Origin of the sequence: Acidithrix ferrooxidans (assembly GCF_000949295.1) — a bacterium.
Classification (GTDB): domain Bacteria; phylum Actinomycetota; class Acidimicrobiia; order Acidimicrobiales; family Acidimicrobiaceae; genus Acidithrix; species Acidithrix ferrooxidans.
The window spans coordinates 1-18,509 of the sequence record NZ_JXYS01000089.1; the positions used below are offsets into that span (position 1 = coordinate 1).

An 18,509-nucleotide genomic window follows, 5' to 3' on the forward strand; every position below is an offset into this window, starting at 1 on the left:
ATCTTCACCTATGGAGATGCTGGCTTTTACGGTTCAGCCGGAGCCCTACCACTAAATAAGCCAATAGTTGGAATGGCATCTACTCCAGATGGAAAAGGCTATTGGTTGGTCGCAAGCGACGGTGGAATCTTCACCTATGGAGACGCAGCCTTTTACGGTTCAGGTGAAACTTCCAGTTCTAATCATTCTTCTCGGGTGATACTTCCACCTAGCAATCCAGCTACCAATGTACCTCCCGTGCCTAACTACGCTTCGCCATGTCTGGCTAATAATGAAGCAACTTGCCTTTCGGATTCAATCGCTGCCATAAATAACGCACGAGCCTCGCTAGAAGGGCTAGGCCCTATGGTATTGCCTGGTGACTTTGCGTCAATGTCTATGGATCAGCAACTCTTTATCTTGATCAACCAAGAGCGCCAAGCACGAGGGTTACCTTTAGTCTTGGGTTTGGTCTCTCAGTTGAATTCCGATGCTGCGGTAGGTGCGAATGGCTTTATTGACCCTATCTATCGCAATGAAAGTATTCCTGGGGCGACTGGGGTTTTTGGCTATACAACTCTTTGGTCCAATGACTACTCTTCACCGTCGTCAATCTACGACTGGATGTACAACGATGGCCTCGGATCCTCGAACATAGACTGCAGTTCTGTATATTCTCTCGGTTGCTGGGGTCACAGAGACTCAATCTTGACGACACCTCCACCAGGTACATCAATAGTTATGGGTGCAGCATCTGTAACTAATGGTTCTTTTGTCTCTCAGGGCGTTCTTTTGGTATACGTAAAGGGAGTTGTTTCCCCCAGTGCTTTTACCTACACATGGGACCAAGCCTTAGCATCCGGAGCATCATAGAAGCTTTTTGAGAGTCTCTCTGGAAAAACTTCTTCAACCCTTAGGTGTTTGCTATTCGTTCTGAACCCTCTTTTTCCATAACTAATCAGTGCCTTTAGCAATGTGGTTAATTGGATTGGTAAACCAAAGGATGTTTGTGGAATTTAGGTGCAAACAAACACTCAGGTGTGTTTAGGACGGATCTATTTTACTTTACACGCCGCAGTCAATCTCCTTTGGTGATTGCGCTAGATGCAAGGGCGATCATTTTTATTGAAAGGACCTGGGGAGGATTTTGTTTAGCACGGTCAGACCGATCTTGTTATTTAGCCCTGGTGTGTAAGTTGGCCCTCTCTCAAGGTGGGATAAGCTCTGGTCAACGACTTTTGCCGGATCGAGTTGCCCAGGGGTCTTTTTTTGTGCTCGAGAGATTAGTCCAGGCGTGGATATGGCTCCCAGTGTTATCGTCAATATGGAGATATTCTTATCTTTTACCTCGCCCCAAAGTCCTTCGCTTAGTACATGGAGGTAGGCTTTGGTTGCTGCATAAGTCGCGACTCTTGGTGAGCCCACGTACCCCGATAGTGACGAGACGACAATTAGTCCATCCATGCCACGTTCGTTTTGACGCTTCAGAAACCTTTGGGAAAAGAGAGTCGGTGTTGTGCGGTTGGTTGTGATTGTCTCTCTCGTCACCGCAGGATCAACTTCTGAAAAATTTCCTATCGGCGAGAGGGCTGCGTTGTATATCGCTATCCCGATATCTAGGTCTTTGATGCCATTAAATATTTCATCGACGGCTTCTGGTGACGATAGATCGATAGCTAGTGCTATAGCTTCGACACCGTATTTATTTTGTATCTCATTGGTGAAATCGCTTAGAAGATTATCACGTCTAGCAACTATTACCAGATTGAGACCTCGCTTAGCCAGTGCTTATGACCATTGGGCGCCTAATCCTTGGCTTCCCTCCCACAATCAAAGCCCATGGTCCGTATCTGCCATTAAAGCGATTCAATGGGTAATCTCCTTTGTCCTTTGAAAGGGGTTGCCGTGATCTCCATATTCTGGCAACCTATCAAGAGAGAAACAGCCACTGCAAGTTGTCTTTTAAATCTAAGATCAGTTGTTACCAGCGCTCGCGCCCGAAAATCTATCCCCTCAGAGTAGTTGTTACAGTCATTAAGATTGCTCAGGGATAGGTTGCATCAGGCGACCTTGTCCAATTTTTGCCTTTCACAAAGCGATAGGTGGCTATCATGCACAATGGACTAGGTCTTGGCCTTGGCATCAAAGGCTTGTCAGTTAAAACGCTGTCCTTTTGTCACATCGCTCTTGTTTTGGATCGTGGATTGAGTTTCCTGGCGCACCCATGAATTTTCTCAATTGCGATTTGGAGCGGTCGAAGCGCTGCGCTCGAGCTACCCCGAACTTGCACTGGCCTACGATTCAAAGGAAAACTTCTACGGGATCTATGACAGCCATTATAAAGCTTCTCAATGCGAACCTTCGATGAGCGGGAGAGCTTAATCCTAAACAAGGAGACAAACGAGTCAAATTCCTTTGCGATGACGGTTCGAAGCCACCACGCTGAGACCTTTGCGTACTGTGATTCTCGGGTGTAGATTACGAAGGTTTACACGGAGAGTCTGAACGGTCTGATCAAAATCGCCAATCGCAATGGCTCAGGGTATAGTGTTGAGATCCTCCGGGCAAAGGTGCCACACGCCAAAGAATCCCACAAGATGTGGAGTACGACTAGGTTGGCCGACAGCGGGAGAATAGGCGTCCCAACCACTGAAGCTAGGAATCTACTCGATTATGGCTCGCAAAACCCAACCTTGGTGGTGCTGTGTGGGTCAGGTCAGCTCGAGCAACGGGATGTACCCTTTCCAACCTTAATTTTGCACAGAGCTTTTTTTTAAACGAGGGTGATCTTTTCAATTCGCGAGTGATTTCGATGGGCTAGCGTGGGGAGATGAATCAAAAAAGTGATGATAGAGAATTCGTAGATGAGGGCTTTGGCGAAGTGGCCGACGTTTTTCGTCGCCATTTTGACGAGAACCTTGAAGTTGGTGCCGCGGTTGTGGCCTACATCGGTGACATCAAGGTGGTAGATATTTCAAGGGGATACCGAGACTTGGGCCGAACCAAACCATTTACGAGTCAAACCCCTGTTATAGTATTTTCCTCCACAAAGGGAATCACTGCGATTGCGATTCATGTAGCAATTTCGCAGGGACTAATTGGTTATGACACACCAATTTCGCAGGTGTGGCCTAATTTTGGGGATTCGGGAAAGGCCTCTATCACTCTTTATGACACTTTGACTCATCGATCAGGCGTAGCCATCGTCGATGATGAGCTTCTGTCAATCCAAGACGTTACTAACTGGGATAAGGTTATAGCTGCTATTGAAAGACAGCGGCCTATTTGGGAGCCAGGATCACGGCATGGCTACCATATGAGAACCTTTGGCTGGATACATGGGGAGCTGCTGCGAAGGCTGTATTCGACCAGTGTTGCTTCTGCGATTTCTGAGACGGTCACATCTCCGCTAGGTGTCAGCGTCGCCTTGGAGTGGAATGACTCACTTGAAGGCGAGATAGCTGATGTAGTAACCGATCCGGTCGCGGCTGACGTAGATCAGCTGATCGAGATGGAGCGAAGTGCTGGCCTAGCTGAGGTATCCATTAGTGCTTTCCATGGTCCAGGAAGGCTATTTGCATACGATCAGCGATGGAATAGTCTTGCCTACAGATCACTGGCTATGCCCTCCTCAAGCGCAATGACCTCAGCTTTGTCTTTGGCGCAAATTTACAAAGGAGGCGTATTTGGTCATAACGGGGTGAGGTTACTTAGCGACGAAATTGTGCGTGAAGCGATCATTCCACGCTCTAGGGGAATCGATGAAGTTTTGGGTGTCGAGACTGCCTTTGGCATGGGGTTTGCATTGGCGCCAATGCTTGGCGAGTCGCTGCCAGCTAGCGCGTTTGGCCATCCTGGAGCCGGTGGGAGCCTTGGCTTTGGTGATCTGGATGCACGTATAGGTTTTGGCTATGCCATGAATCGAATGGCAAATGCTTTAATTGACGACTCGCGATCAAATGCTTTGGCCGCTGCGCTATATCGAGTATTGGGCTAGGTTGTGAAGTGTCGCCAATGGGAGCCTCCTCCTTTTAGATAACCATGAAATGCTGAGGTGACAAACTTTGAAGGTTGGTGGGATCGTTGAGTCGAAACCTGTTTGATTTGATGATTTCACGTAGACGGCTGGCAAATCGATCATTATCTATATTTATTTATTTGGTTGGTTCGCACGACCAGCTAGCGCGTTTGGCTGCAAATGCATCCACGGGGGTTTGTTGATATGGGATGGTTACTAAAGGATGCACAAGTTCTGGCGAGTGCTCTAATTTTCGATTCGACCAAGAAGGTAAATGCGACACTGAGGAGCTCGACGCTTGATAAGGACGAAGTTGTCATAGTGCGAGGCCGAACTTTTATAAATTCTTTTTTTCATTCTGGGGATGTGCTTTTGGTGCGTTCGGATGGCGACCTTAAGGTAAATTCAATCAGAAGGCTAAAGCGTAATCGTATCGGGATTCCCGTTCTCGGCGATACCTTGACCTTTTATATCCCGATTCGCATCGCGGCCAAATTAGACATCCACATCGGGGACCAACTTGAAATCAGAGATTAATAGGCAAGAAAAGAGAGACGGTGAGGCCACCAATTCCACGCCGTGTCTATATCTAATTGGCACACCGATAGGTAATCTCGAGGATATAACAATTCGAGCTAAGCGACTTCTTGGCGAGATAGAGGTAATCTTTGCAGAAGACACGCGAAAGACCAAGGCCCTTTTGTCACACATAGGTGCTTCCAATAGGCGCGTCTTTAGATATTCCGATCATGACCGCACATCAGGAGAGCAGGCGATTCTGCGTGAACTTAGAGACGGTAACGACGTAGGATTTGTTACCGATGCCGGAATGCCAGCTATCTCGGATCCCGGCTCTCAATTGGCTGATCTCGTTATTAGGAATGGTTTCAAGATCGATGTAGCACCAGGGCCGTCGGCTGAATCAATGGCAGTTGCACTCTCTGGTGTGGTGAATGGGCCGTATATGTTTGTCGGATTTATGCCCTTGGCGAAAGATCGCTTTGAAACTGTCTTTTCAAGTGCTGCAAATAGTGGTTGTTCTGTCGTTGCTTACGTTGCACCACACGATTTACAGAGAACCTTAAAAATACTAGGTGACGTTATCGGCGAGCTGTCTCGAGTCGTTCTTTGCAGAGAGATGACAAAGTTATTTCAATCTCGAATCGACCTTAGTGTCAAAGAGTTGCTCGAACATGAGCGGGTGCTCTCACCCAAGGGTGAGTATGTCCTTGTTGTACCATCGACCTCTAATCAACCAAGGCAAATAGAGGAGGATCATGCGATCGAGATCATCAAGGTGGTAAGAGACGTAACACTTTCTCGATCCGAAAAGGCACGTCGACTGACTAAGTTAGCATCAATTTCTCGATCTGCAGCTTATGGACTTTTGGGAGACGATGGAGGCGGTCGATCTTCTGAGAATTGACAGAGGTGTTCAAGTGACCCTAGATACCCTCGACGCCAACTGGGGCCTGAGCAAACTTGGCCATGATCGTGTGCTGTGAATGCTAACCATAAGTCGACCTTTGAGGTCGCTGGCCAAGCAATGCAATTTGAAAGATGACAGAAGGAGATTTTAGCTCCCTGGCCTTTCGATATCCAACTTACGAGAAAGGGATATCAAACCGGCACAAGCTGCGTTGGTAAAGAGCCTAAGGTGGCGAGCGTTTTGTTAAAAGGCGGAGATACCTCCGTTGGGTAAGTACTACGAAGATGAGCGAAAGCGTACCATCCGATGACGCATCGAAACCCAGATGGTTGACATCAGAACCAAGGTCGGCTCATATCCTTGGGATAAGCTTGGCAGGTTGTCTCGTTCTTGGCCAGACAAAGGTTTCGTGCAAAGGTGGCATGAGCACAGTAGGGGTGGACACAGTAGGGGTGAACACAGGAGGGTCCCAAGATGGGCTTTCATGTTGAACTTAAGGAACCAGTCGTGTAGTTGTCCCTTTGGAAACAGAGAGAGCGGGAGTATGCCGAGGCCAAAAGCAAAAGGTAAGAGTACCGGATGCTACGCACTGGGGCGGACTGGGGTGTATTAGCGACGTGGGTCTTGTAATGAGACTTTGAGTAAAGGCTAAAGGCGAACGGACTGCAATGGACTAGCCAACTCAGCAACGAGGAGGAGCTAACACAAAGCAGTTGCGAGCGAGAAGCCGGATGAAGGGATACTTTCACGTCCGGTTTGACGGGAACGGGAGGGGGAAGATCCCTCCCGCCACTCTACAAACTGGGACATGAGGAAACTGGGACATGAGGAAACTGGGACATGAGGAAACTGGGACATGATCGGTGTCAGTTATGGAATTTCATTTGTTGGTACTTCAACTCAAAGATGGGTAATTTATCAATGTGCCCGATAGTTACTTTGATCTTGTCGGTTGAAGGGATCGATCTAAAGGCGATTTAATTTAATCACTTGCCTGGGAGGATCCTACTTGATGAAGTAGGTTAGTCAGTGTTCTTTGCGCTGGCCTAAACGAGATACTAGGTAGCAGTTGAGGTAGAAACCCGCCGAACAACCCGCCTTTGTCGATCGGACTCCTAATCTTATATGGTAAAAGTTTCAATTAATAAGTGACTTTCAATTGGGCGGGATCAACTTCCAAACAACTGGAAGTCCATTGCAAGGAAGTCACCGTGCCAGATTACTTCATCTCGACGCCGATATATTATGTGAACGACGTACCTCATCTGGGCCATGCATATACCATGATCAATGCCGACTCTTTTTCAAGGTGGCATAGAGGAATGGGCGACGACGTGTATTTCCTCACGGGCACAGACGAGCATGGCCAGAAGGTCGCAGAGTCTGCTGAAAAGGCCAATATGTCTGTCGAAGACTGGTGTGACTCCTACTCTGGTCGCTTTAGGAATGCATGGTCAAAACTAGAGGTCACATATGACGACTTCATTCGTACTACCGAGAATCGCCACAGGGTATCGGTGCAGAAGTTCCTGCATGCGGTTTATGACAATGGGTATATCTATTTAGCCAAATACGAGGGCCACTACTGTGTCTCCTGCGAGGCTTACTATAGCGATGCTGAAATGGAATCGGGGATGTGTCCGGTCCATAAGCGACCACTTTCTGTAATGGCTGAAGAGAACTATTTTTTTCGACTTTCCGCATTTCAAGAAGATATCTTGAAGTGGTACGAAAGCGGTAATGACGTCGTATTTCCCGATTTTAGAAAGAATGAAGCCCTCTCGTTTGTAAGAGGAGGCTTACAGGACATATCTATCTCCCGTACCTCAATTTCTTGGGGAATTCCGCTTCCCTGGGATGAACGTCATGTCTGTTACGTCTGGTTTGATGCCTTGATCAATTATCTGACTGGAATAGGTTATGGAGAAGGTGGCCCAAAGTTTGAGGCGCGGTGGGCGAATTCACATCATCTTATTGGCAAAGACATTATTAGGTTTCACTGCGTCTGGTGGCCAGCTATGTGCATGGCGGCCGGTTTGAAGCCACCAACTCAGGCACTGGTGCATGGTTGGCTCCTGGTTCAAGGCGAGAAGATGGCAAAATCTGGCGGGAACGGAGTGGACCCGATCAACTTGGTAGAGACCTATGGCGTTGAGGCGGTCCGATACTACCTGATGCGCGAGCATGCATTAGGTTCAGATGGTGACTTTTCACTTGAAGCTCTTGAGCAACGTTACAACGTTGAATTGGCGAACAATATCGGTAATTTGCTATCGCGGGTAACTAACATTGTGGAGCGCTCTTTAGATTCCATCTCTCCCTCTTCGACCGGACGGGTTATCGACTCCTCGATCGTACAGGGACATGTCGATCGTGCGCGGGACTTTTGGAATGGCTATGCATCGTCCCGGGCCTTAGAGGAAGTTCAAAATCTAGTTCGATATACAAATTCGGTTCTAGAGGATAGAGCTCCATGGAAGGTCAGTGACCTAAACGAACTGGGTGAGATACTCGGAGACGCCCTTGAAGTGCTGCGTCTCGTAGCACTTTTGACCTCTCCGGTTCTAGTACGATCGTCCCGCACAATCCTGAGTGCTATTGGAATCGATCCAACAATTATAGACTTTGACTTTAGTGGTCAATTGTCCTGGGGTGAGTATCAAGGTGGGGCTAAGGTGCTAAAGGCTAAGCCCTTGTTCCCCAGAATTAGCTAGGTAGGAGTAAAATGCTAGATTTAGAACCCCTATGGTTTGATTCACATTGTCATATCCAGGAGGCACAGAGTCCAAATGAGATAATCGAGGAGTGCCGCCAAAATAATCTGGGCGGATTGATCAACGTAGGTACGACTTTCGCCACCTCTCGTCAAGCGGTCGATGTTACCTCCAAGGTAGCCCTTGACTTTGAAGGTATGATATTTGGCGCAACTGTCGGTATTCATCCTCACGATGCCGAGGAGGTTGCTGGCGATCAATTTGGGGGTTTTTCTGACTTTGCTAAGGAGGCTAAGACAAATTTCCCTGATTTGATCTGTGGAGTTGGTGAATGCGGCCTCGACTATTTTTATGACTACAGTGACCGAGCCACCCAGAGAGATATCTTTGATAGACAGATCGCTTTGGCCGCAGAGTTGGGTCTTCCGGTCGTGATTCACACTCGAGATGCCTGGGAAGATACCTTTTCCATAATGGAGAATTATCCAAATCATCCCTATGTGCTTCACTGTTTCACCGGGGGACCAGCTGAAATGGAACGATGTTTGACCTTTGAATCGATGATCTCTTTCTCTGGAATTGTCACTTTTAAAACCGCTCAATTGAATGCGGAAGCTGCCAAGATTTGCCCCATGGATAGGATTATTATTGAGACAGATTCGCCATTTCTTACTCCGGTTCCACACCGAGGGAAGCCGAATGTTCCTCACTTTGTTTCACTAACGGGTGGGTTTATCGCTAATTTAAAGGCGATGGATCCCCTTGTCTTTTCTAGGCAAACTTTTGAAAATACCCTGCGTACCTTTGCGCTAGGCTAGGAAGTTTGCTCATCTTATTTTGGCGCATTAAAGTGCTGGTTGCATAGGTTTTTGATAGCAATTGACCTTGTTTGGTCCAACTTATGGTAGTTTATATAGAGCCGCGGAGACGCCAGAGAAAAGGTAGTTTCCCCAGAGAGCGGCAAGCCAGTTCTCGTAATAATCAATACGAGGATTTAGGCGCCTTCTTGCTCGTAGCGACTAGTTGCATTTGTCCTCCATTCCGGGAGAGGACTAACTCTTTGATCTCGAGTTGCAGCTAATTGCATGCCAAAAATAGTTTTGGCCCAAAAGAAAGTGAAGCGATAACGCCCAAGACACACGAATAGTTCTATCCAGTCGTACTGAACGCTTGAAAGGTTTACACTTGACGGTTCAAAACTACTGGAGAAGTTATGTCGTATTGCCATTAAGTTTTAGCGCAACCTTAATTTCACCGCAACTTCTCCAAAATCATAACTCTGCTTTTAACTCTAAAAGTGGGTCGCAAATCAGCGCGATTGCACCCAAATTATCCGATCCACAAGGCCAGAATCTCTCGCTTGGTAGGCGCAATCTATCGATCATGAGTGCAAAAGCCCTGACTAATGCAGTGGCTAATAAAAGCCATCCATCAAACGTCCCTGTAGAGGCTCTCTCGTTTGGAGCCCTTATGCCTATCGATGTGGCCTTAATTTCGACTGTGGTATCGCCAGCGATTCCAGTGACAGTTGCGTTGCCGCCAGCGCCGGTGGTAGTGCCGCCAGCGCCGGTGGTAGTGCCGCCAGCGCCGGTGGTAGTGTCGTCAGCGCCGGTGGTAGTGTCGTCAGCGCCGGTGGTAGTGTCGTCAGCGCTGACTCACGTCATGAGTGGCATCGGTTCTTGGTACGCAACGTTCTTTGGCAGTTGTGCTAACCTGTCGGCTCCTTTTGGGACGATTATTACGATTACTGACCTATCTACAGGCAAGTCGACTACCTGTAGGGTAGATGACCGAGGACCCTATGTAACTGGGCGGGTTATAGATCTTTCGCCGGATGTATTCTCTCAGCTGTCTTCTTTGTCGAATGGTCTGATACCCGTGAAGATCTCCTGGTAGCTAACCTTAGATAGATTGAATCTAATAATGCTAGGCGGTCTGGGTTGAATATAAAAGATGTGGGCATAACCAAGAGTGAGATCGCAGCTCTCCTTGGAGATGCCTCGCTTTCTCCGAAGAGATCACTAGGGCAGAATTTCTTAATCGATTCGAGCGTCGCAACCGCAATTGCACGCTTGGCAGATCCAGATGGACGAAGAATCTTTGAGATTGGACCTGGTCTAGGATCTCTAACCGTTTTTTTAGCAACTCTGGGACAAGACGTTGTTGTGCTGGAGAAAGATGAAAAGATTGCCGAGTCGTTACAGAAAGTATTGGCCCGCCGAGAGATCTCAAATGTTGAGGTTATAAATGGAGACGCGCTTCTCTTTGATATTCTGGGCTACTGTGATGATAGACAAATTAGAACAGTCGCCGGTAATCTCCCATATAACATATCCGTGCCCCTGATACTTTCTTTGGTTGAAAGGCCAAGCAGTTTAGAGAGTCTATCTTTCTTAGTTCAAAAGGAAGTAGCTCACCGATTGTGTGCAGTTCCTGGCGGTAAAAACTGTTCTTTTGTCTCGCTTAAACTCGCGGTCTATTGCGACTCAAAGGTTGAGTTAGACGTTTCCAATGATGCCTTTGTGCCCAAGCCAAATATTACTTCGTCTGTAATTGTATTAAAGCCAACGAGTCGTAATGTATCTTGCTATTCTTCTGGTGCAATCGATATCGCATTTTCGATTGCTAGGATTGGCTTCAGCCATCGTCGCCAGATGCTGAGAAGAAACTTAACTGATCCGATGATAAGAGCAGGTATGGTAGCGCTTGAGATTTCGCAGGAAAAGCGAGCTGAGGAAGTTACGACCACCCAATGGCTGGATCTGGGAGATTGGTTGGCGAGGCAAGGCTACCAGGGCCCTGAGAACGGAGTTGTGGACCAACAATGAGATGGTTTGGCTTAGAGCGATCTCCTAATTTACTTTACGCGCCAGCAAAATTGACTTTGGGTTTGAAGGTGATTGGTCTACGTGACGACGGATATCATTTGATCGACTCCGAGATGGTGTCGGTCTCTTTATTTGATACCTTGGAATACGAACCTGCTTCTGGTTCTGCGCTTGACCTTTCTATTGTTGACTCGTTCGGCTCTGAGGAGATTGATTTCAACATCTGCTCAGTCGCTCTAGATTCCTCCAATACCATAACAAAAGGGGCTGCATTGTTTGGAATGGGGGGCCACTGTATTGTGTACAAGAGGATACCTCCCGGTGGTGGTCTTGGTGGCGGTTCGAGTGATGTGGCAGCAATGATTAGGTATTGCACTTCAAAGTATGAACCATTGCTCAATGCCTCTGAACTTTCCAGTGCAATTCTTAGAATCGGTGCAGATGTTCCTTTTTGCGTTGGGGTCGATCGAGCTTTCATTAGCGGTATTGGTGAAGTATTTGCTCCTGGGGTGGCCCGGCGCGATAAGTTCGTATTGTTTTTGCTCCCTGTGCATTCTTCTACACCCCAGGTCTATCGACGATTCGATGAGATGGGTCCGAACCTTGACTCCTTGGGTGAGCTTGGAGAATTCGAAAATGATCTTGAATCTGCAGCGATTGCTGTGTCTCCCATCCTTGGTCGTTATCGCAGTGCGTTGACCGATCGGTTTAAAAGGGTGCCGAGCATGGCTGGCTCTGGCTCTACGTACTTTTGTAATGGAGACTTTGACGATTTGGACCTAAGGGCGATGGGTGAAGTTGCGGGTGCTGAATGGAGTTACGTTGATTTTGGCGACGATGGTCTTGGGGCGGTTTTAGCGGTTAGTGTACAAGAGGTTCATCGGTCGGATCTTGATTGAGGTTGAACTCAGTGAAGCTGATGATTGAGCCTCAATCATATTAAATAGATAATAACGGTCATCATTTTGCTCATCACCGCTGTAGTGGGTTATTTAAATGTAGCTTTTGTGCAATGATCGGGAATTTGAGTTTAGGGCCATATTTTAGCAAATGCATCTATAGCCCTAAATCAGCTATTTACCAGCCCTACGCTGCCAGCGTGTGGCCTTCATCATCTTCTTATGCTTCTTCTTGCGCATGCGCTTTCTTCGTTTTTTAATAAGTGATCCCATAGAAAGATAAAAGCTAGCCGCTAATTGAGCTCGATGTGTAATCGAAGGGCGGTTTTTAGATAATTTGTTCTCGAACCTCCTGTTTTCGTCGTTTTTAGCTTGAAATCGTCCGTAATTCCTCGATGATCGGCTTGGGAGTATTCTGTTTGTGGCTTATGAATAACTTATATTTTGATTATCAAGCTGAGAGTCTGTGGTGACGGCTGAGATCTCATGGCCATGGTATCGACCTAGCCTCGCTCATCTACTTTTTGTAGTGGTCATCATTTGGGTATCTTTGTCATTGGATTTAAGTCGATCAGCCAATTGGTCCGTTCATACCACAGCGCAGCACTGTCATGGAACCAAGGCGTCGATTGGGTTCATGGCCCTAGGTGTCAAGGAGAGTAGAAAGCCAAACGCTCTGCGAACAAGTATGACATCCAAAGGTTTCTCAACTCGCTAGATCGACAAGATCGTCCACTGCACGCCCATACCACTGAAATAATTGCACATGATTTACACGAGGTCATAACCACCTTTAGGACGAACAGTAAAACAGCTATGAAAGTTCGATCTCCTTGGCGCAAGAAGAACTACCGCCCTCTATCGTTCTCAGCTCTATCGTTCTCAGCTCTATCGTTCTCAGCTCTATCGTACTTAAGGGGGTACGGTTGGCGTATCTCCAAAGGCCAACTCCACCTATCACTAGGAAGAGGCCGTCCACGTATTGACGTAGCGATTCCAACTATTTTGGACTCTTATGTCTAACAAGAATGTTGACCCTGAAGTGTTAACCCAAGCTATGGGGGTGAGATACAACTGTGTTGGGACCAAGACCACAGACGCTTCAGCCTCCATATCCCTTACAAGACGGTGCGTGAAGGCTCACATGGAGATGCCACCACCGCTATAGACGAGAAAATCATCAACCCTATGGCCAGTAACAGGCGTGCGACATGAGGTCGCCGAATTTAACTGTTCTAAAAGGAGGAACTTGTCATTCAGCTGGCAAAGCCCGAGCAATCAATTCCCAAAGAAATAAGGCCATAGGCAAGCACCAACATAAGATCAGCAAGTGTAAGAATGGATCACCTAGGCATCGCCGTCTAGTTGCGGCGAAGAAGAAAGTCAACTTTAAGACAAAGCTAGCACTTTGTGATTTTGACCATCAAGTCTCGCACAAGGCGGCCAATCACGTCATTAACCACAACACCGCCACACTCATAGTTGGTGACGTAAGAGGGATAGAAAAACATAGTAAAGCCAAACGATCCATGGGTCGCCACGGTCGCCAGCAACTATTCCAGTGGTCGAGAGGACGCCAAGGGCGCTATCTACAAGAAAAGACCAAGCTAGAGTTGGTTCACCAGGACGAGTCATACTCTAGCCAAACTTGTCCAGCGTGTTTAAGACGCAACCGACCATCAGGTCGGCACTACCGATGCAAGAGCCCTATCTGTGGGTTCAGCTGTCATCGAGACGCCCTAGGAGCAATAAACATTCTCCAGAAGGCGATATACGCAGAGCACTCTCCAATTGGACTAGATACAACAATCTTAGTCACGTATCTTCGAGCTGAAAAACATTGGTCACTCAATCAACGCAAGACACACCAAAAGGTGCAGTGCCCTAAGACCAGAGCCCGAAGTAGTGCCCAGAACCGGGCCTTGTCTGAGACATCTCAGACAAGCAAGCCGAAACTAGCAAACTCATCTACCAGTGCTAATTCATTAGTACCAGACCAGTCGGTCCCGGTGGCGTGATGGAAGCGATGTTAGGGAACCCCAACCAAACAGACGAGGCCAGAAGCCCCGTCTGTAAGGGCGTGGAGGTTCACGTACCCTCTCTGTTATTTTTCGTTCATCCCGACTCATAATTCGGCTTGAGTCGGCGGTAGTGGTCGTTGGGTGATCTTTTTTTTCAATTTTCCAATTTATTAGAAAATTGCAGGTACTTTGTTTTGAGAACTTTCGCTAGACTTTTCATGTTGAATCGCGAGCGCGATCTATTGGCGGATAGTTCAATTGGCAGAACGCCTGACTTTGGATCAGGAGGTTCCAGGTTCGAGTCCTGGTCCGCCAGCAATACCAGCGATAGCCGTGCAGCGAGGTGTCTTGATCTCTATCGCAGCTACTCAGGCTGTTTGTTTCAAAACTTTTGAGATGCTTTTGATGCGCACCCTCTGAATTGGGGTGTACTCTTATCACTGGGGTCATTAGGGCCATCGATTAGAGTTGAGTATGTGTGCAGTGGGTAAGGCCACGGCAAACCCTCAGCAGACCGAGGCCGGATAGTGCTACGGTGGTTGAAAGTTCCGCTATCGCATTCGACCAGTCGTATGCTTGATCTTTGGGCTAATATGACCGGATCAATCGAGAACTTTTTGAGGTTGTTCAGGATGCCATGACTTTGGCTTTTGGGATTCTTTGACTATGCTGACCGTGTGGCTGGGAGATTTTCCGGGAGCTGTCCTCCAGAGGGTTCTTTCTCCTGTAATCCGAAAATGATTGGCTTTTGTGCTTCTGGCCCCAAAGGACCATCCGGGGTTGAAATGGCGAGTCAGGGTAATCTAGCTCTCACCATTTGAAGCCAGGGTTTTCCTGTTTTGATTTTTTAGCGGGCTTGGGAAAGTTAGGAAATTGGCAATGCCAAGGAGATGAGTGATTGGAAGCCCCGGCTTATTTACGATTTGCCCGCATGCCTGGTCGAATCTGATTAGCCAAAATCATATGAACCCGTTTGGTCTGGTGACCTAATATTTCTGTTAGAGCACTAAACAAATGGAGGTGTTCCTGCTTGATAAAGTCGGAAATTCTAGTGCCCGAGGCACGAGTAATTGCCATGGCAGTGGATTAAAAGCAAAAGAGGAGCATTATGGCCAAATGTGGACAAAGAGCCATCGAAAGAGGGTGTTGCCAGTCCTATGGCGTCTTTGTTGGAGAGGGATTGCTAAAAAACAAGGTCACTCTGGCGGGTCTCCATTTAATGGTCCAAAATTAATGTGATTTTTGGATCGGGTTGTTTCTATATGTTAGCGACTCTAAGGAAAATTCATAGAGCTTTTTGTTAAGTAGTAGTAGGTTGTTAAGCCTGTCGCCAAAGAGACCTTACCTTTTTGATATTGACATGGTATCCCTTGTCTATGACGTAGCGATATGCTCTTTTGTAACCCTGAGCTTTGTGTTCTAGGACAAACGTTCTTAGGAGTTGCGTGATCTCTTCGTCTAGATCTGCACTTTTGCGTTCAGGTGCTACGGTACGCTGCGTAGAACGATTTTGACCTGCTACTTTGCAGGCTCGTCTCTTTAGAAACCCCGAATCGTATCTGTAGTTTGCGAACTACTATGCGACGACGATTCGGGGTTAGAAGTTTCTTATCGTCACCTCCTTGGCCATTGAGACATCAAGAGTTAGGTCGGCAACGATGCTCTTTAGAGGACGGTTCTTTAGATTCAAGTTCAATGAGTAAGCTTTACTTTGGTTCCCTTCAATGCAGCGTAGGTACTCTTCCATCGGTGCCAGGTCGTCTCGGTAAGTGCAGCGCCTTAGGGCTTTTATGGCAAAGCGGCAACTTCACTTATGGTTGCACCGTCATTTAGCATCTTGTCCCCTTCGGCGATCTTCTTGCGCACCTGCGCCCTGCTTACCTTGAGTAGAACGGGTATGCCTTTTGGACTTCACAATAATTTCCTCCATCTGCATTATGGATACAAGACTCACATTGGTAGCGGATCAATTAAATGGGAGCCTTCCAACTCATTAACTAGAGTTGAAATCCTAAAAAGAGATAGTTCGTCCGCTATGATCTCAAAGGAATGAGAATGATTGATTCTGGATCGTTAAATTTCTTTGAATTGGCGAACTAGAGCTCTTTTATACGTCGGATGCGTGCATTTGGTCCTAAGATAGGTTTTTGTTTGGAAGCTTATCGGGCTTATCGTAGCGTAAATCATTGCAATGCATGGGATCAAAGGAGCAAAAACAGAGTGGGCTTCTATGCGGAAGAGACAGCGCAATGAATCAAACGATTTTGAACGCGGAGGAACTCAGTCAGGTCTATGGAACGATTACAGCCGTAGACAACTTTACTGTGAAAATTTATCCAGGTGAGCTTGTAGGCCTATTAGGTCCAAACGGTGCGGGCAAAAGTTCTACCATGCGAATGCTTACCGGTCTCGTTGCGCCTTCGAAAGGTAGCGTCACATATCGCGGTTATGACATTGCTGATGATCCCATAGATGCCCGTAGACACTTTGGTTATGTGGCTGAGCAACCTATGATCATACCTTATCTGACGGGTATTGAGTACGTGGAATTTGTTGCTGGAATGTATGGTATCGACGGCAAAACGGCTAAGTGCCGAGCAGAACCCTATCTAGAGCGATTTCGGCTGACTGGTGCCATTTACAAAAGAGCTGATCAATATTCTCACGGAATGCAGCAAAAGATCGCATTTATTGCGCAGTTGGTTCACGAGCCTGATCTCCTGTTGGCCGATGAACCGAGCGTAGGGCTAGATCCTGACGGAATCTTGGAGATGCAAAAGACATTTCGCGAATATGTGGAATCTGGTAATTCAATTCTTCTGTCCACGCACCAGCTTGAAATGGCCGAAGGAATTTGTAGTCGCGTACTCATTTTGTCCAAGGGGGTTCTGCTGGCAGATCAACGTATTGATGAAAACTTGCTCGAATCACATAGCAACCTTCAGAATTACTTTTTTTCCTTGACCAAAGGAACTGAACGATGATCTCCTTCGTCATACGTTGGCAACTCTTTTTGCTGAAACGGCAGCTTCGATACTTTCAAAACTGGTTTCCCTTGATTATGTCAACAGTGATCCAGATGGGCGTTTTGCTCATTTTTTTTCTTGGAGGCGGAAGGAGTCTCGAAAGACCCCTTGGGGAAGTTGTTCTATTTATGTTCTTGTACTCAATGCCACAGGCCGTTGTTGGATATAGTACCCAGAAGTTAGCCACCACCCAAGGAATCATTGGTATCTCTCCACTTCCTTCTTCTGCCAAGTCGGCTTGGGTACTATTGATGTTAAGTATCAACCACTTTCTCAGCTCATTTGGTGTTGGCTTAGCCTTGGGCATATTGGTGGCGATTCGACTATCGCCATTGGGAGGTCTTGTCATCTTCCCCTGCGCCTTTGTATTCTTCTTTGGTATGCCTTTTGGGTTTTCTGCACTACTTGAATTGGTGATCAAAACATTCAAGCCAAAGGAGCCTCAAAAAGTATTTGCCCTTGCTGGCTTTTTGATAATGATGCTCGGTTTCCTCTCTTTGGCTATCTTTGGCAAGCAAAGTAAACCTTGGCTTGAGAAGGTCGGGAAAGGAATTCTTGACGTTGGAACTCTGAACACGCATGCATTTCCGATAGTGGCTGCCGCCATGATCATCGGCATTGGTGGCTATTGTTTGCGTGTCGTTGTCACCTTGCGCTCGCAAGAAGAGATCAAGGTTATGAAATTCAAGTCAACTAGCAAGATCTATCGTTCAAAGAGCGCTCCTCATGGTTTGAATAATATGCTTCATTGGGTTGAGGCCATCTACTACAAGCGACGAAGGGCTGAATTCATCGCCCCTATCCTTATGATATTTGCCTTCACCTTTTTTCAACACCATATGTGGATGTCTGGAGTGGCGATTGCTTCGGGGATATTGGGAGCTTCACAACTTCGTTACTTAACTGGGGTCAAAGGGTTGCCGTTGTTGTTCGTAGCACCCGTCTCTCTCTCTCGAAGGTATGGTATTCGCGCATCATCTCATCTTTGCCCGTGATAGTTGCCTTTTGGGTACTTTCACTTTTGGTAGCGTTAGCGTCATTGGGCCATTTAGCTGTCGTTGAGATGGTAACCAGTCTCGCAGTGGCCTTCGCGAGCTTCATAGCTGCTTCAGTAGTACAATTTGTCTTTCGTTCGGGCGATATTGATTCATCAAAAACAGAGAGTCCAAAAAAGCGAAGAACTGTGATAATGGTATTATCTATGGTTTTTGTGCTGGTGGCAATCCCGTTTGGGTTAGCAACTCGCTCTTATAGCCATGCGCTTTTTGGGACAATTTTGTCTTTGGCAATTATTCTTAGCTCGTTTTTCACGGGCCGCCATTTGCTAAATAATTCCAAGCCTTTGCGTTACCTTTGGGCCAATTGAAGAACGCTGGTTCCGCTTGGAAGAGACCGTTTTTTTATGATTGTCTGTCTACCGGTGATGGGCATTTTTCCAATTGTTGCTTCCAACTACTTGATGCCAAGTTGATTGTTAGAGTGACTTACTTTCGATTTGTGGCGTCAGTTTTATCGTTATGTCGCGGGTATGGTTGGCTAAATGGGTAAGAGATTGAAGGTGGCATCTTCGTTGACCTCAGCGCAAGGCCACCGAT

At 47.1% G+C, this 18,509-nt stretch carries 16 protein-coding genes and 1 tRNA gene; 14 read left to right on the plus strand and 3 right to left on the minus strand.

The genetic code is table 11. From position 1 onward, the window contains the following. Positions 1-852: hypothetical protein (locus AXFE_RS20080; RefSeq protein WP_160291867.1), on the plus strand; the 852-nt coding region annotated here is incomplete at its 5' end. Between the two features lie 249 nt (positions 853-1,101). Here the strand turns inward: AXFE_RS20080 and AXFE_RS18590 are convergent. Beyond that, positions 1,102-1,764 carry an SDR family NAD(P)-dependent oxidoreductase gene (locus tag AXFE_RS18590; RefSeq protein WP_082058763.1) on the minus strand — a complete coding sequence of 221 codons (663 nt, stop codon included), beginning with the start codon at positions 1,762-1,764 and terminating at the stop codon, positions 1,102-1,104. A 1,045-nt stretch (positions 1,765-2,809) separates the two neighbouring features. Here AXFE_RS18590 and AXFE_RS13745 point away from each other — a divergent pair. The 8 genes from AXFE_RS13745 to AXFE_RS13780 all read left to right on the plus strand — a co-directional run bounded on the left by AXFE_RS13745 (position 2,810) and on the right by AXFE_RS13780 (position 11,867). Beyond that, complete coding sequence (locus tag AXFE_RS13745) at positions 2,810-3,976, plus strand: serine hydrolase domain-containing protein (RefSeq protein ID WP_052606529.1); 1,167 nt, start codon at positions 2,810-2,812, stop codon at positions 3,974-3,976. A gap of 201 nt (positions 3,977-4,177) precedes the next feature. Beyond that, positions 4,178-4,534, plus strand: coding sequence for a hypothetical protein (locus tag AXFE_RS13750; protein WP_052606530.1), 357 nt, complete (start codon positions 4,178-4,180; stop codon positions 4,532-4,534). Continuing rightward, positions 4,518-5,423, plus strand: coding sequence for a 16S rRNA (cytidine(1402)-2'-O)-methyltransferase (rsmI, locus tag AXFE_RS13755; RefSeq protein ID WP_052606531.1), 906 nt, complete (start codon positions 4,518-4,520; stop codon positions 5,421-5,423). The genes AXFE_RS13750 and rsmI overlap by 17 nt, the downstream gene beginning before the upstream one ends. A gap of 1,214 nt (positions 5,424-6,637) precedes the next feature. Further along, positions 6,638-8,140, plus strand: coding sequence for a class I tRNA ligase family protein (locus tag AXFE_RS13760; RefSeq protein ID WP_052606532.1), 1,503 nt, complete (start codon positions 6,638-6,640; stop codon positions 8,138-8,140). Positions 8,141-8,151: 11 nt separating this feature from the next. Next, a complete protein-coding gene (locus tag AXFE_RS13765) occupies positions 8,152-8,958 on the plus strand; it encodes a TatD family hydrolase (RefSeq protein WP_052606533.1) in 807 nt (268 codons plus the stop codon). Between the two features lie 565 nt (positions 8,959-9,523). Beyond that, positions 9,524-10,036, plus strand: a complete 513-nt coding sequence (locus AXFE_RS13770) for a septal ring lytic transglycosylase RlpA family protein (protein ID WP_152626099.1) — start codon at positions 9,524-9,526, stop codon at positions 10,034-10,036. Positions 10,037-10,080: 44 nt separating this feature from the next. Beyond that, positions 10,081-10,968 carry a 16S rRNA (adenine(1518)-N(6)/adenine(1519)-N(6))-dimethyltransferase RsmA gene (gene rsmA / locus AXFE_RS13775; RefSeq protein ID WP_052606535.1) on the plus strand — a complete coding sequence of 296 codons (888 nt, stop codon included), beginning with the start codon at positions 10,081-10,083 and terminating at the stop codon, positions 10,966-10,968. 68 nt (positions 10,969-11,036) lie between these two features. Further along, positions 11,037-11,867 carry a 4-(cytidine 5'-diphospho)-2-C-methyl-D-erythritol kinase gene (locus AXFE_RS13780; RefSeq protein WP_235347820.1) on the plus strand — a complete coding sequence of 277 codons (831 nt, stop codon included), beginning with the start codon at positions 11,037-11,039 and terminating at the stop codon, positions 11,865-11,867. 174 nt (positions 11,868-12,041) lie between these two features. Here the strand turns inward: AXFE_RS13780 and AXFE_RS18595 are convergent, their stop codons facing one another. Together AXFE_RS18595 and AXFE_RS13790 are read right to left on the minus strand one after the other, a co-directional pair. Beyond that, the gene (locus AXFE_RS18595; protein ID WP_082058765.1) at positions 12,042-12,140 is read right to left on the minus strand and encodes a 30S ribosomal protein bS22; all 99 of its coding nucleotides are present in this window, start codon (positions 12,138-12,140) and stop codon (positions 12,042-12,044) included. 541 nt (positions 12,141-12,681) lie between these two features. After that, positions 12,682-12,867 (minus strand): hypothetical protein, encoded by a 186-nt coding sequence (locus tag AXFE_RS13790; RefSeq protein WP_052606538.1) that lies wholly within the window; start codon positions 12,865-12,867, stop codon positions 12,682-12,684. A gap of 529 nt (positions 12,868-13,396) precedes the next feature. Here AXFE_RS13790 and AXFE_RS21560 point away from each other — a divergent pair. From AXFE_RS21560 to AXFE_RS13815, 5 genes are all read left to right on the plus strand, one after another. Continuing rightward, a complete protein-coding gene (locus tag AXFE_RS21560) occupies positions 13,397-13,885 on the plus strand; it encodes a zinc ribbon domain-containing protein (protein ID WP_407071690.1) in 489 nt (162 codons plus the stop codon). Positions 13,886-14,131: 246 nt separating this feature from the next. Continuing rightward, positions 14,132-14,204 (plus strand) — tRNA-Gln (locus tag AXFE_RS13800). 1,933 nt (positions 14,205-16,137) lie between these two features. Then, entirely contained in the window at positions 16,138-16,872 is a 735-nt protein-coding gene (locus tag AXFE_RS13805) for an ABC transporter ATP-binding protein (RefSeq protein WP_052606540.1), read from the plus strand. A 170-nt stretch (positions 16,873-17,042) separates the two neighbouring features. Next, a complete protein-coding gene (locus tag AXFE_RS13810) occupies positions 17,043-17,909 on the plus strand; it encodes a hypothetical protein (RefSeq protein ID WP_152626100.1) in 867 nt (288 codons plus the stop codon). After that, the gene (locus tag AXFE_RS13815; RefSeq protein WP_152626101.1) at positions 17,900-18,280 is read left to right on the plus strand and encodes a hypothetical protein; all 381 of its coding nucleotides are present in this window, start codon (positions 17,900-17,902) and stop codon (positions 18,278-18,280) included. Before AXFE_RS13810 ends, AXFE_RS13815 begins: the two co-directional genes overlap by 10 nt. Positions 18,281-18,509 lie beyond the last annotated feature (229 nt).